Here is a 15,358-nt window from a genome sequence, read left to right on the forward strand (position 1 = left end):
TTATAGTTGTAGATTACCAATATAGATGCTGTTTTAACTGAATAGTTTTATAATAAACCTAAAATAATTATAACAATATAGGGTATTTGTGTGTTTCCTCAATTCTTATTTAAAACAGAAGCATAATTACTACAATGAAAATCCTTATTGTAGAAGATGAAGGGCGTATTTCCCGACGACTGGAACGAATGACACGTCAGTTTTTTACAGATATACTGGAAGCACTTTATATCTGTGAATCGTTGGAGGAGGGCCAATCTTATTTGAATACACATACCTTTGATCTGGTGTTGCTTGATCTGAACCTGAATGGTGCAGATGGCTTTGAGTTATTAAAAGCTGTTGTTGCAGAATCCTTTCATACCATTATTGTTTCTGCTTATAAAGACAAAGCTATTACCGCCTTTGAGTATGGTGTACTGGATTTTGTACCAAAGCCTTTTAGTGAAGACCGGTTAAGTCAGGCTTTTTTACGAGTTTCTGCTAAAGAGAAAGTCACTACCATGGGAGTAAGGTTTCTGGCTGTGAAAAAGAGAGGAAATAGCATACTTATAGATGTTCAGGAGATTTGTTATATCAAAGGGGCTGGAATTTATTCGGAGCTTCATTTGCAAAATGGAAAAAGAGAAATCCATGATAAATCGCTGGAACGGCTGGAACAACTTTTACCTCATACCTTTGAACGAATCCATAAATCGTATCTGGTGGAGACTTCACAGATCAAAGAAATTATAGTCCAGTCAGGTAGTAGCTACAAAGTTCTGCTTACTAATGGAGAGTTATTACCTGTGGGACGTACACGATATAGAAGTTTAAAGGTAAAATTATTTGGAGAACGTTGAGTATAAGTTTCATAGTAGATAAAAGAGCTTAAAGTTTTATTTTATATACTGATTGGTTGTTTACTTTGATGAATCTGAATAATTAATGGTTGTATAAGCTGGGACGAGAGATCTTATCTGCTAGAAACAGAAAGTATGATTTCGTAAATAAAAGATTTATGGCAGTGGGTAGGTTTGGTAAAACTATAGAAAATAACTTCTCAATAATTTTTCTTTATTCATTTCACCCACTTGTTTATGAAACAATTAGTAGTCAAAGTTTTAGTCTTAGTCTTTGTCGTTAGCTCTGTGTATGCTCAAAAAGTAGAGTATAAAGATGGTATTATTAAAATTGATGGCAAAGATCTGGCAAAAGTCAATAGGATAAAAGATAAAGAGAATATGGGGCTGACAAGTACGTATGAAGTATTCTCGATAGGTGGAGAAAAGCTGGCTATTGCAACGGTTGCAACAGAATATGAAGACAATGCAAATGATAACTCAACCTATTATTATCGAATAACTTTTTTGACTACAGGCCAACTCGGAATATTTGCTCTTTCAAAGCTTGGTGCTGAGAAATCATTTGCAAAGTTGATTGGTAACAGTGGAATTATTGTAAATGACCAGTTAGATTCCAAAATGGTTACAGAGTTTATTGCCAAAAAAGGAAGAAGCCCTAAGGTTGCTGTTGACTATACACTTGTAAGTAGAGACCGTTTTTCTCCAATATCTTTCAAGGAAGATAAAACTATAGAGCAAGGGTTTAAGATCATAGGGGCCTTTAAAGATGTAACTACTCGGTCAGACCTGGATACGTATGAAATTAGTTTACCCACCGGAGTGGTTGTAGCTAAAGTTAGTTTTACAGGAGGAAACAACGCAAAAAATTGTCAGATAACCACATTAAAAGATAATAATCAGCAACTTGTAGATATCGGAATTAAAGACACTGTGAATGTTCTTCTTGGTGTAGATCGTAATGTAGAAGCTTTGAAACGTATAGTTAACTGGTTGGTTACACACGAATACTTGTAAATAATAACCATTGGTGAATGTGTTGTTTCTTTTCCACTTTTTACTAATTAGCCACTATATAGTTATGTTATAAAACAAACTATATAGTAGCTAATTTATTTCAGTAATAAGTAAGCTAATTTATTTCTCATAAATCAGGTGCTCATCAAAGCCCATCTCCACCAGTTGGTTATAAGCATCCCATATATCTTCTGGAATATCCTGATAACTTTGAAATCCTTTTTTGGGATAGAGTTGAATGCGCTGAAGATCACCGATCATAATGTGAATCACATCTTCCAACTGGATGTCTGGAGTTGCATAGTCTTCAAACTCAATTTGTGGAGACGTGACCCGTATATCAATCTCAGGCCCTGGCCATTGTTTCTGAAAAGTAGCATAGGCTCTACGTTCCATATAGGGCTTTTGTACCAGAATCAAACTTTTTATATCTATCTTATGATGACGAAGTAGGGCATAGGTTAGAGAAATGTTTTCACCTGTATTTCGGGATCTGCTTTCTGTTAGAATCTTTTCCGGAGGTACTCCCATGTCCATTGCAATACGGGAAAAGATTTCAGCTTCAGAGTCGGCCCATAGGCCTTCTGTAAGTCGACCTAATCCTCCGGAGAATATCAGCAATGGGGCATATCCATCAAGCAGAAGTTGTGCTCCCCGTTCGGCAACCCGGGTATCATGGCTTCCTAATACAAGTATACAGTCAGCTGGTTGAATAGTATGGTGTACGTGGTGGTAATCCCATATGCGTTTGGCAAGGGAAAGTGTGTGAGGATCTAAAGACATAGAATTTAGTTTGTAACAGAGTGGCAATTGGATTAATACGAAGAATGATAAATATCTGATTGGTTTTGAGTTAGATAGATAAGTAGGTCATTCATATGATTTGATTCTGCGCCGAATTTCCCTGGTTTGGGGATAGAAAAACTTTTCTTTTTTTCTTTTTTAATTGGATTTAACAAATATATAGCATTAAATTGCTTTTAACAAGCCACTTCGACCACTTATTATGCCTGTATTTTTAGCGTTATCAGGAATTCTTCTGTTAATTTTTCTTATTTCCTATGTCCGGCTGGACACATTTATCTCGTTTATTCTGGTTTCTATTGGGCTAGGCCTTGCCACAGGCATGTCTGTGACTAGTATTGGCAAATCTATTCAAACAGGAATTGGAGGCACACTTGGCGATTTGATATTGATTATGGGGTTTGGAGCCATGCTTGGTAAGGTAGTTGCAGAAAGTGGTGCTGCACAACGTGTCACACAAGCCCTGATACAAGTATTTGGCAGGCGCTACATTCAATGGGGTGTTGCACTGGCTGGTTTTATCATTGGTATTCCTCTTTTTTACAATGCTGGATTTATTATCATTGTGCCACTGATCTTTACTATTGCCTCAACCACTCAGTTGCCACTATTATATATTGCCATACCTATGTGTTCTGCTTTGTCTGTAGCACATGGCTATCTGCCTCCTCACCCTTCTCCACTGGCAATTTCTATCCAGCTTAAAGCCGATATAGGTGAAACATTATTATATGGATTTCTGGTGGCTATACCTGCTATTGTAGTAGCAGGGCCTCTATTTGGAAGAACGTTACGAAATATTCAGCCTTTGGTTAAACCATCTCTTTTTCAGGCTACTCCTTTAAAGGATTCCGAATTACCAGGTTTGGGAGTTAGCTTATTTGTTACATTACTGCCATTGGTATTGTTGTCTCTTACCTCTGTTATTAAAAAATTTGAGTTCGATTCAGTAATTATTCAGCTGGTTGCAGAACCTTATATTGCTATGCTGATTTCTGTATTACTGGCAGTGTATCTGCTGGGATTACGGAGAGGCAAAACAATGAAGACTATGATGCTTCAGTTGGAAGAAGCTTTTAAAGCTACTTCTGTGATTTTGTTAATCATTGCAGGAGCAGGAGCTTTGAAACAGGTTTTAAATGATAGTGGAATCAGTCAATACATCGCAGAACGCCTGATTACTCTACCTATATCTCCTCTGGTACTAGGTTGGCTGATGGCTGGTGCTGTTCGTATTTGTGTAGGATCTGCAACTGTGGCAGGTCTGACCGCTGTAGGTATATTGGCGCCTATGATTCAGCAACAAACAGGTATTAAACCCGAACTAATGGTATTATCCATTGGAGCGGGTAGCCTGATGTTATCTCATATCAATGATGGTGGATTCTGGATGTTCAAGGAGTATTTTAATCTCACTGTAAAGCAAACCTTGCGTACCTGGACTGTAATGGAAACTATTGTTTCTGTCGTAGGGTTACTGGCTGTATTAGCTGTAAACGCACTGATTGTATAATGATCTCCACGGGATCTTGTCTTAGCATTTTATTTTTTGACGTCCTGTACAGACGAGAAGTTGACAGTTTCGTATAGTTCGTCTACTTCTGGAGCCCGGAGTCGTTTACCTCTTTAAACTATAGCAGGCTTCCAACAAGAACAAAGAAAAAGGCGGTTTTATTCTGAAAAGCAGATAATTTAGGATTCCGAAAAGATTTTTCGACGGAGATCCGGTGACCTTATGTATGTAGGACTTATACATAGATAAGATTTTGCAGGATAGAAGCTGGAAATCTGGTTTGTGATCTATAGAATATACTTGTACTGTTTTGAATATCAGCCAATTATTGTATTTTTTCCGGGGAAGTACATTGTTTGGCATGAATTACTTACAGAATATACCAGTTTTGAAGCAAACAATCTATATAGAAAAAAGTTATAATTCAGCCTTTATATCTCCAGCTATTGATATACAAACTAAGTTGCAGCCCAAAAGATGTCTTTGCAGCTTTATAAAATTATACAAACTAACTTCTCATGAAAAGACACTAGCAAAATAGGATAGTCCCTAATCTTATTGCTAACAATAAAGCTGAGGATGAGCATTATTATGCCTGAGAAAACGAATTGAGTAGCTTTATAAATCAAAGAACGGAAGCAGAAGTTCTGACGTACAAGTATATTTCTTTAGAATTATTTAAACGAATTCATAAACGTTCCTATGTCTGAGTTGACTGTTGCACATGCTTATGAGGATGAAACTGAGCAACTATTGTCTCAATTGCGAATGATATTAGATCAGTTGCAACCTAATTTGCAGAAGATTAATCAGGTAGACGATACAAAGAAACAATTGAAAGAACAATTGTCTCAGGCTATACAGAATCTTTCTGCATTTAGACAAGTTGCTTCAGAATCCAAAAGTGGAGGCCGTCGGACCAGATCTATACCTAAAGGAACATCTGCACAGGAACAGGAGTTTAACTTATTTCGTCTTGTGAGTGATGTGGTTCCTGACGGGATGTTTATTGTAGAAAGTGGTATTATTCAGTATGCTAACCAGGCAGGCGCAAAGCTTCTGGGTATTGACAATCCTTCATTACTGCTTGGAACGCTTGTTACAGACGTGATCGTAGCGCCTGAAGAAGATATGATTCTCCAGCAGATGCAGAAAGCAACAGATGGAGAACCTGCCCAGCCATTGATCGGAAAGTTCTTGCGTCAGGATGAATCCAGGCTGGATGTGGAATTATTTATCTCTAAGGTATCTGTAGGGAGCCTTCCAACGTTATTAATCACAGCCCGTGATCTGACTGATAAAATGCAGGCACAGGATGCAAGAGAACGCCTTGAATATTTGCTAAAGGAGACTTCTTCTGTAATCTATGCAGCCTCTCATATGCCTCCTTATCATATTACCTATATGAGTGAGAATGTATGGTTTATGATGGGATACTCTGCACAACAGTTTGTGAACGATCCAGAGTTCTGGATGGCTCATATCCATCCAGAGGATAAAAATATCATTTTGTCTGGGCTGACGCATATTTTTGATGTAGGGTTTCTGTCTATAGAATGTCGGTTTTTGTTTGCAGACGATCAGTATCACTGGGTATATAATCAGTTTCGGCTAACCTATGATACTGATAGAAATGTAAATGGGTTAGTTGGGTGTCTACTGGACATTACAGATAAGAAGAAAGCTGAACAGGAAGCAGCTTTACTGTTGGAAGAAACACAACGTTTCAATGAGGAACTTCAGGCAAGTGAAGAAGAATTAATGCAGACACTGGATAAGACAGTCGAATTAAATAATGAGCTGGCTGCCAGTGAAGAATTTAACAGACTGATTATTGACAATGCCAATGAAGGTATTATCGTTTTTGATAATGATTGCAGGTATCTTGTCTGGAATAAATACCTGGAACGGCGAACTGGACGGTTGGCAAAAGATATAATTGGACAATCACCCATAGAACTGTTTCCTGAGATTTATGGTGAAGATGCTCCTTTTGGTGAAATTCTGAAACGGGCGTTAACTGGTGAAACTATCATATATCCAGATACAAAGATAACTCTTGAAGGGAGAGAATTATGGGTTTCCGGATCTTTCAGTCCTTTTCGGAACAGAGATGGCGAGATGACAGGTGTCATTGTGATAGTTAATGGCCGCACCGAACAAAAGCAAGCTGAATTGGAGATAAATCGTCAGAAAAACCTCTTGCAGGCTTTCTTTGATGCTGCACAGTTTTTTATATGTATTTATGAGGTACAGGAAGATGATTATTCCCTGTTATTGCCTAATAACTATCTGGCTAAAAGATTTGGTCTAACTGTAGATGAACTTAGTGGCAAAAAAGCTTCCGAACTACCTATTGCTGAAGCTGTACGGGAAAATTGGCTCAATCTGTTAAAACGTTGTCTGGAAGAAGGAGTTATAGAGCAGGTTGAATTTGTCCAAAATTATTCCGATCAGGGGCCACGATGGTTTTTCTGCAATCTTAATAAAATAGAAGGTACAAACAATGTCTGTGCAATTCTGATAGATATAACCGAGCGGATGCAGATTGAGGAAGAAAAGAATAAGGTTCTTCTGGATATGCAACTGCTGAACACTGAATTGCAGAGAAGTGAAGCCAAATTACAGGAGGCACAGAAAATTGCCAGGTTAGGGATGTGGGAATATGACCTTGGATTGGATTATGCTGAATGGTCAGATGAGTTATTTCACATTTTTGGTATAACAAAAGAACAAGGATCATTAAGTAGAGAAGCATTGATAGAGGCTATTGATCCGGAATATAGAGACCTGCTTATAGCATCTTCGCAAAACGCGTTTGAAAAACAACAAGAGTATAGACTTGAATTAAAGATATGGAGGCCTGATGGGGACTTTCGCTGGCTCTTTATGATGGGACAGCCTATAGTTGATGAGACTGGAGTAGTAAGTCGCTTAAGAGGCGTATGTTATGATATTACACAACTGAAAGTGGCAGAGGAAGAAAAAAGCAGATTGCTTCAGGAAACACAACAACTAAATAAAGAATTACAAGCCAGCCAGTCTAAACTAAGAGAAGCACAACGAATTGCCAGATTAGGTATTTGGGAGGTAGATGTGGCAACCCGGACCCTGGAATGGTCTGAGGAGTTGTTTCATATATTTGGTTTGGATGATACCTCAAAGGCACCTCATCTCAGTACATTCTATGAAATGATTGATCCTGAGTTTAGGGCTTCTCTGAAAGCATTGGGAGAGGCAGCCATTTTCTTTGGAGAGTCCTATGAGATAGAGATGCGTATCTTACCAAGAGATATTGCATTTCGCTGGGTAATTGGAATCGGACAACCTGTATATGATGATTCAGGGAAGGTGGTACGAGTAGTAGGAGCCTGTTATGATATCACAGAACAAAAGTTAGCACAAAATAAGATTAGGGAGTTACTTATACTCTCCAATGAGATCAATGACAGATTGCTTACAAGTGAAGAAGAACTCCGGCAATCACTGGAAAATACGCTGGAGCTGAACGAACGGATTATGGAAAGCGAGCAACGATGGCAGTTTGCTCTGGAAGGAAGTGGAGAAGGGCTATGGGATCGAAATATGCTTACTAACCAGGTTTACTTCAGTACTCGAGCCAAAGAAATACTGGGCTTTCATAAAGATGAGATTGTAGACAGATCCGAACAGTGGCTGGAGAAAGTACATCCGGATGATAGAGAGGCTGTATTGGAGGCACAGTTACAGCATATTAACGGAGAAGTAGAAGTATATCAGGCCGAATATAGAGCCATGGGCCGGAATGATGAGTACTTATGGTTCCAGAGTAGAGGAAAGGTGATCGAACGGGATGCATTAGGACGTCCTTTACGCATGATTGGTGTGATCCAGGACATTACTGAACGGAAGAAGATCGAAGAGCAGCTCAGACAACAAAATGAGGATCTGAAAAAGATTAATGCTGAGTTGGATAGTTTTGTCTACCGGGCTTCCCATGATTTGCGATCTCCTTTGACATCGGTCTTGGGGTTGATAGATATATGCCGCTCCGAAGATGAAGAAAAGGAAAGAGTACATTATCTGAACCTGATGGAAAAAAGTATTGCCCGTCTGGATACATTTATTCAGGATATTATCAACTATTCTCGTAACTCCCGTATTGAAGTAGTTCAGGACCCGATAGACTTTGGACAACTTATTCAGGAAACTATGGATGGGTTAAAGTTTATTGATGGATTTGATAACATAGAAAAAAAGGTCACGATTAATCAGCATATACCTTTCTACTCAGATGAATTTCGTTTGAAGATCATTTTTAATAATCTGATTTCTAATGCTGTAAAGTATAGATCTTCTGCCAACCGTACACCTCAGATCCATATTCAGATCACCGTAAATGCACAAATGGCTATTATGGTATTTAAGGACAATGGAATGGGCATCTCAAAAGAAAATCTGGGTAAAATATTTGATATGTTTTATAGAGCGTCTATGACGAGCAAAGGTTCAGGACTGGGACTTTATATTGTAAGAGATGTAATAGAACGGCTAAAAGGACATATCTCTGTTGAATCGGAACTGGATAAGTGGACAGAGTTTGTCATTCGTGTTCCTAACATACTTCCTCAGGAAAACACAGACGAATAAAAGAAATCTAACTAACCAAAAGCACCAGAAGCAAATCACTTCTGGTGTTTTTGTTTTATGTCACCAGAACAAGATTAGAAAACCTGATTTATAGTTCTGGATGAAATAATCGGTTTGGCCTCAACAATATGGCGTTTCGTCGCTTAATGGGGAATGCCTATAGTATAGGGAAAAAGATAGTTTGTCTTTGCTGTATAAAATCTGAACGTGATCCGTGAAAATTTATGGCTGAGAAAATCAAACAAATCACACCAGAACGGAGAATCACATTTGATTCTGTTATCAATGTTCTGACAAGTCATTCTCTACGGGATTTTCCCCGCGAGGAATGGAAAGAAATACCAGGATTTGAAAACTATCATCTGTCTAATTATGGACGATTGAAGTCTCTGTCCCGACGAGTAGAAATGCCTCAGGGGCGTTTTCGGATGCAACCCGAGCGAATTATGCGGCTTTTTGTAACCAAAAGCAAGAATACCTATCTGAATACAGAGTCAATCCATATCAACTGTTCGCTAGGTAAAGAAGGAAAAAAGAAACGGATAGCTTTGGCGCGATTGGTATATTATCTGTTTGTGAGGCCGTTTGATCTGGAAGACTATAGCTTGGTAGTTTCGTATAAAGACTGTAACAGCCTTAATGTACACTATACTAATCTGGAACTGCTATCTATCAGCGAACAGAAGTATAAAATGTTTGCGAAAGGCAGAGCTAGGAGCTGGCGTGCGGACCATAAGCAAGCTGTGATACAATATACAGTAAGTGGTACTGAGATCGCACGTTTTGAAAGTATTTATGCTGCTGAGAAAGCAACAGCCATTCCCTCTGGTAGCATATACACTACTGTGTCTGGTAAAAGCTATACAGCAGGAGGATATCACTGGCGACTGGTTGACCCTGCTCTTCAAGCTGCGAAAAAAGAGAAGGAGATAGAAACTGCCAGTAATAAAGAGTTTAATCATTCTTTATGGGAAAAGGCTGGTAAACCCGAAGTAGACAAAGAACTAATTCCTCCTTATCTGAATCTTTCACTGGATGATATGAAAGGGGAACGATGGGCAAATCTGACACACTATCAGGGGTTGTATCAGGTATCTAATCTGGGTAGAGTCAAAAAGCTGGCTGGCTGGAGTAGTGCTACACGGGGTAAGATATGGTTGCCTGAGCAAATTATGGCTTTGCGTCTGAATAGTGGTAAGACAAAAGATTCGGAAGGACACACCGGCAGATACCTATCTGTAAATCTGACAAAGAACCGACAGAAAAAACAGATCTCTATCGCCCGGTTGGTTTATTGCTGTTTTGTGGCACCATTTGATCTGGCAGATCGTAACCTAGTAGTTATTTCTCAGAACCCTTTGCTGCCAAGTACCAATAACCTGCAGCTTATATCCGTAAAACAACGCAAAGAGAGAGAAAACGCACGCAGATTACAGAAAGAAGTTCTTGTCTGATATTTTCTGAGTATATAATGGCATTACTGCCCTGTCGTTACTAGTATTTCTTTAGTAATTGCAGGGCAGTTTGCTTATCCTGTAGCAATTGAGCTTTTAGGGCGTCGAGACCATTGAACTTCTCCTCATTGCGAATCTTTTCAATGAAGGAAACTGTAATGTCTGTGCCATAAATATCTTCATCAAAATTAAAGATATTTACTTCTGCTGTACGATGTGTACCATGTATAGTAGGACGCATACCGATATTCATCATTCCGCCATGGATTTTGTCATTCAGTTGTACCTGTACCGCATATACTCCATCGGCAGGAATCAACTTATAGGACTCTGAAACATGTATATTAGCCGTAGGATAACCAATGGTACGACCCAACTGATTCCCTTTTACCACTACTCCTGTCAGGCTGTAAGCCCTGCCCAGGTACTCTGCAGCTATATGTACATTACCTTCCAATAACGCCTGCCGAATCTTGGATGAACTAACCCCAACATGGTCTACATCCTGGCGGGGGATTTCCTCCACTTCAAAGCCATACAGTGATGCATTCTGTGATAAATGCTCGAAGCTACCTTCTCTATTACGTCCAAACCGGTGATCATAACCAATGACTAGCTTCTGGGTACCAATCTTATCTACTAGTATCTGGCGGATAAACTGTTCAGAAGTTAACTCAGAAAAATCACGGGTAAAGGGTATGATTAACAGATGCTGTACTCCCTGTTGTTGAAGCAGTTCTATCTTTTCTTCTATGGTAGACAGAAGGTGTAAATCTGTGGCCTCTGATACCACTGTACGTGGATGAGGCCAATAGGTAATTACTACACTTTCTCCACTAGTAGTCTGAGCTATTTCGCGTAATCGTGCCAGAATCTTCTGATGACCCAGATGTACTCCATCAAATGTACCACTGGTAACAATAGCATTTGACAGTTTGTGAAATTCTTCTAATGTATGGTAAATATTCATCTGGTAACTGATTAAAGACAGATAAAGAATTTCAGCAATAAAACTCACAATCTCACTATACTCTTATCTGCTTACACATCCTTTTTGTGCAAATTTATAAAATCTTCAATGCTCTGTGCATTTTCTAACCGAAACTCTCCGATACGGGTCCTGCATAATTCAGACATATAGGCTCCAGAGTCGAGCAGTTGCCCGAAATCACGTACCATACTTCGTATATAGGTGCCTTTGCTGCATACAATCCGAAAGCTTACTTCCGGTAACTGTATCTCAGTAATCTCAAATGCTGAAATCAGTACTGTACGAGGTTTAATCTCTAAATCTGCCTCTGTTTTACCCTTACGTGCTTTATGATAGGCTCGTTTGCCATCAATACGGATAGCAGAAAAGATTGGAGGGATCTGTTGTATTTCACCTGTAAGTTTTTGTGCTGCTTCATGAATTTTCTCCACCGTAATATGATCTGTGGGGTATTCTGCATCAAACTCTGTTTCCAGATCAATAGAAGGTGTTGTTTTACCCAATACCAGTTTACCTGTATATTCCTTTTCCTGAGCCTGGTAGGTATCAATCTGTTTGGTCATTTTTTCGGTACAAAGTATCAGCAGACCTGTTGCCAGCGGATCAAGTGTACCTGCATGTCCAATTTTTTTGGCTTTTATAGCGAATTTGAGTTTTTTAACAACATCAAAAGACGTCCAGCGTAAAGGCTTATTAATAAGAATAACCTGACCCGGATTAGGAGGTATGGGTTGATTTGAAGTAAGAGGTGTACTATCCGACATGTAACATAAGAATTTTTCCTGGTTCTATCTTTTGCAGGCAGTTATGCAGAAGTTCTATAGCCATTAGTAGTGATTCTCCACTTGACTGTTTTTCTTCCGGAGTTTCGTAATATTCTTCTGCAAAATAACGCAGCTTGTCTATGGACAATTGCGAGGGTGCAAGTTTATGAATAATTTTCTCTTTATCCCTGTGAGTAAACAGAGTAATTGTTGCTCCTCCCGTGCTTATGCGGTTTGCTTCCTTTGCCAGTTCCAGGTCATGATAGGCAAAAACATCATCAAAGTATAGAAAGACTTGTGTATATATCCATCCAGAATAAGGATAGCTTTCTAAAAAAGTTGTATAGGTGTAAAAGTCTTTTATGAAAGGAAACGTTGTTTTCTTACGTCCCCACCACAATCTGGCCTCAACAGGTTTCCATGCTTTTTCAACGGCTTTTAAATGTTCCTGATTCAACAAATAAAATGAAGCATGACCCGACATAGAGGTATAAATAAGTTGTTACAATTTTTATAGGCTGAGTCTCTCTTTACAGATAGAGGAAGATCATTCGATTACCGTTTCGCTTTCCTGTAATACCTCTGCTTTCTTTTGAAACAATTCTATAGGGAAGGCAAAAATAATCACCAGAATACATCCAATTACATTATACCACAAGAACGCAATAGGAGTCAGCCAGTATAGCAGAAAAACAGTAATCTGAGCCAGAATAGCTCCATAGAATACTGCATAGCTACGAATGCGGCGTATATAGAAGGCACAAAGGAAAATTCCCAGAATTACACCATAAAACAATGACCCCAGACGGTTAACAGCCTCCAGTAGATTGCCCAATTGGCCTGCATACAAAGCCACAACAATGCTAAATACTCCCCAGCCAACAGTAATCCAGCGAGACGCAGTCAGGTAACGGGCTTCTGATAAGTCGGGGCACAAAATGCGTTTGTATACGTCTATAATAGTAGTAGATGTAAGCGAGTTTAGAGCTCCGGCTACGGAGGACATAGAAGCCAGTAACACAATGGCAATTAGCAAGCCTACCAACCCGGAAGGAAGAAAACGTGTGACAAAGGAGAGAAATACATAATTGGTGTCCTCTACTTTTTCTACCTTCTTATCTTTCTTAATCAGATTAGTAACCTGAGTACGTACCTGCTGCATTTGCGAACGGGTAATATGAAACTTCTGTTCAGCTTCTCCTACTCCTTTATTATCCCGCATGGCTTGTATTAGTGTGCGAAGGTCATGCTGTTGTATCTTGAAAAGGGAATCCTGTTGGTATTGGAGTGCATTTACCTGCTGTGTATACCCATGATCGTGTAGTGCATCCAGTTCTATATGGTTGAAAAACAGAGGCGGTTGTACAAACAAATAGAAGACAAATACCATAGCCCCGATAAACAGAATGCCAAACTGCATAGGAATCTTCACAATACCATTCATTAACAGGCCTAGACGGCTTTGAGTTACAGAACTTCCGGACAGATAACGCCCCACCTGTGACTGATCAGCACCAAAGTAGGAGAGAGACAGAAAGAAACCGCCTATAAGCCCTGACCAGATATTATACTGATTATTGGGATCAAACTTTAAATCTATTACATTGAGCTTGTCAGCTTTGCCTGCTACACGCAATGCATCTGCAAAGGTTATATCCGGCGGCAGTAGCTGCACAGTCAGAAAGCCGGCCACCGCCATTCCGCTCAGAATAATAATCATCTGGGTAAGTTGGGTATAGCTTACAGCTTTGGTGCCACCACTTACAGTATACAGCAATACCAGTATACCGTTAAGTACACAGGTCCATTGTACACTCCAACCCAAAATTGATGACAACACAATTGCCGGAGCATAAATACTCACACCTGTAGAAATGCCTCTTTGAATAAGGAACAAGGCCGCTGCCAGCGTACGGGTTTTCAAGTCAAACCGACTTTCAAGGTACTCATAGGCTGTATAAACATGCAATCGGTGATAGATAGGAACTGCTGTTATTGACAACACTACCATTGCTAATGGAAGGCCGAAGTAAAACTGCACAAAGCGCATCCCATCACCATACGCCTGACCCGGTGCAGACAGAAATGTAATTGCACTGGCCTGAGTGCCCATAATTGACAGACAAACAATATACCAGGGAAGGGAGCGGCTTGCCAGGAGGTAATCCTGCATATCACGATTACGGCGCCCTTTCCAGATGCCGTATACAACAATAAGAGTGATAGTGGCTATAAGTACCAGCCAGTCAAGTTTGGTCATTCCGGTTCCGAAAGGTGGTTTTCGAATGTATAAAGCTATTTAGACAGGAACAGCTGAAATATCCTGGCTGCAAAAAGATAGCATTTTTGCCACAGTTACAATACTTACGTGGTGAACGGTAAGTATATTTTACTCAAATGCCTTTGTGAACCAGTAAAACAGCAGAATAAGTGCTACCAGATTCAAAAGGACAAAGCTGTACATCCGAGGCCAGGTATTGAGAAAAGGAGGAAGTTCGTTTGTTGTATCGTTATCCTTAATCGTAAGCATTGAATCAAAACAGAAAGCAGAGTAAATACTAATTTAATTTCAGTTTCAGAATAGCCGGATCAATTATAGAGGCTATATAAATTGCATGGTCATAAAAGTATTTACAAGCAAAAAGCCCGCCAAAAATAGCGGGCTTTTGTTATTTTTATAAATTAAAGCTTATTTTTTAGCTGCTTCATAGTGTTGATTTGCTGCATCCCAGTTTACTACGTTCCAGAATGCACCGATATAATCAGGACGCTTGTTCTGATATTTCAGGTAATAGGCATGTTCCCATACATCCAGACCCAATACAGGAGTTCCTTTTTTCTCAGCTACATCCATCAGAGGGTTGTCCTGATTAGGAGTAGAAGTGATTGCCAGTTCTCCACTAGGTTCAACAATTAACCATGCCCAGCCAGAACCAAAACGACCTACACCTGCTTTAGTAAATTCTTCTTTGAATGCATCAAAAGAACCAAATTTTTTGTCAATAGCAGCTGCCAGTGAACCTGTAGGTTTGCCACCTTCATTTTTCTTCAGGATGTTCCAGAAGAAAGTGTGGTTCCAGTGACCTCCACCGTTGTTGCGAACAGGTGCTGGGTATTTGCTTATATTCTTAATCAAATCTTCAAGGCTTAGATTGGCCAGGTCAGTCCCATTTACCGCGTTATTTAAGTTTGTCACATAAGCCTGGTGGTGTTTGCCATGGTGAATTTCCATAGTTGCTTTGTCAATAAATGGTTCCAGCGCATCATGAGCGTACGGAAGGGGAGCTAATTCAAATGCCATAAAAATAAATAGTTTAAGGTTGAAAGTTGAAAAATAGTATAAG

At 39.5% G+C, this 15,358-nt stretch carries 11 protein-coding genes; 5 read left to right on the forward strand and 6 right to left on the reverse strand.

What is annotated here, in order from left to right; genetic code table 11:
* Nucleotides 1–134: 134 nt before the first annotated feature.
* Nucleotides 135–842 (forward strand): LytR/AlgR family response regulator transcription factor, encoded by a 708-nt coding sequence (locus QNI22_RS30040; RefSeq protein ID WP_314516698.1) that lies wholly within the window; start codon nucleotides 135–137, stop codon nucleotides 840–842.
* A gap of 237 nt (nucleotides 843–1,079) precedes the next feature.
* Nucleotides 1,080–1,859: a hypothetical protein gene (locus QNI22_RS30045; protein ID WP_314516699.1), complete on the forward strand. Its 780-nt coding sequence runs from the start codon at nucleotides 1,080–1,082 to the stop codon at nucleotides 1,857–1,859.
* Between the two features lie 120 nt (nucleotides 1,860–1,979).
* Here the strand turns inward: QNI22_RS30045 and QNI22_RS30050 are convergent, their stop codons facing one another.
* Complete coding sequence (locus tag QNI22_RS30050) at nucleotides 1,980–2,642, reverse strand: YdcF family protein (RefSeq protein ID WP_314516700.1); 663 nt, start codon at nucleotides 2,640–2,642, stop codon at nucleotides 1,980–1,982.
* A 223-nt stretch (nucleotides 2,643–2,865) separates the two neighbouring features.
* Here QNI22_RS30050 and QNI22_RS30055 point away from each other — a divergent pair, with 223 nt between their 5' ends.
* From QNI22_RS30055 to QNI22_RS30065, 3 genes are all read left to right on the forward strand, one after another.
* A complete protein-coding gene (locus tag QNI22_RS30055) occupies nucleotides 2,866–4,176 on the forward strand; it encodes a gluconate:H+ symporter (protein WP_314516701.1) in 1,311 nt (436 codons plus the stop codon).
* Nucleotides 4,177–4,878: 702 nt separating this feature from the next.
* Nucleotides 4,879–8,805: a PAS domain-containing sensor histidine kinase gene (locus QNI22_RS30060; protein WP_314516703.1), complete on the forward strand. Its 3,927-nt coding sequence runs from the start codon at nucleotides 4,879–4,881 to the stop codon at nucleotides 8,803–8,805.
* A 224-nt stretch (nucleotides 8,806–9,029) separates the two neighbouring features.
* Complete coding sequence (locus QNI22_RS30065) at nucleotides 9,030–10,259, forward strand: NUMOD4 domain-containing protein (RefSeq protein ID WP_314516705.1); 1,230 nt, start codon at nucleotides 9,030–9,032, stop codon at nucleotides 10,257–10,259.
* 40 nt (nucleotides 10,260–10,299) lie between these two features.
* Here QNI22_RS30065 and QNI22_RS30070 read toward each other — a convergent pair whose 3' ends face one another.
* The 5 genes from QNI22_RS30070 to QNI22_RS30090 all read right to left on the reverse strand — a co-directional run bounded on the left by QNI22_RS30070 (nucleotide 10,300) and on the right by QNI22_RS30090 (nucleotide 15,315).
* Nucleotides 10,300–11,229, reverse strand: a complete 930-nt coding sequence (locus QNI22_RS30070) for a bifunctional riboflavin kinase/FAD synthetase (protein ID WP_314516708.1) — start codon at nucleotides 11,227–11,229, stop codon at nucleotides 10,300–10,302.
* Between the two features lie 71 nt (nucleotides 11,230–11,300).
* Nucleotides 11,301–12,014 (reverse strand): tRNA pseudouridine(55) synthase TruB, encoded by a 714-nt coding sequence (gene truB / locus QNI22_RS30075; protein ID WP_314516709.1) that lies wholly within the window; start codon nucleotides 12,012–12,014, stop codon nucleotides 11,301–11,303.
* Nucleotides 12,004–12,498, reverse strand: coding sequence for a hypothetical protein (locus QNI22_RS30080; RefSeq protein ID WP_314516710.1), 495 nt, complete (start codon nucleotides 12,496–12,498; stop codon nucleotides 12,004–12,006). Before QNI22_RS30080 ends, truB begins: the two co-directional genes overlap by 11 nt.
* Before the next feature lie 63 nt (nucleotides 12,499–12,561).
* Nucleotides 12,562–14,274 carry a sodium:solute symporter family protein gene (locus QNI22_RS30085; RefSeq protein WP_314516711.1) on the reverse strand — a complete coding sequence of 571 codons (1,713 nt, stop codon included), beginning with the start codon at nucleotides 14,272–14,274 and terminating at the stop codon, nucleotides 12,562–12,564.
* Nucleotides 14,275–14,703: 429 nt separating this feature from the next.
* The gene (locus tag QNI22_RS30090; RefSeq protein WP_313987811.1) at nucleotides 14,704–15,315 is read right to left on the reverse strand and encodes a superoxide dismutase; all 612 of its coding nucleotides are present in this window, start codon (nucleotides 15,313–15,315) and stop codon (nucleotides 14,704–14,706) included.
* Between the last annotated feature and the right edge of the window lie 43 nt (nucleotides 15,316–15,358).

The sequence above is a fragment of the Xanthocytophaga agilis genome, assembly GCF_030068605.1.
Taxonomy (GTDB): Bacteria; Bacteroidota; Bacteroidia; order Cytophagales; family 172606-1; genus Xanthocytophaga; species Xanthocytophaga agilis.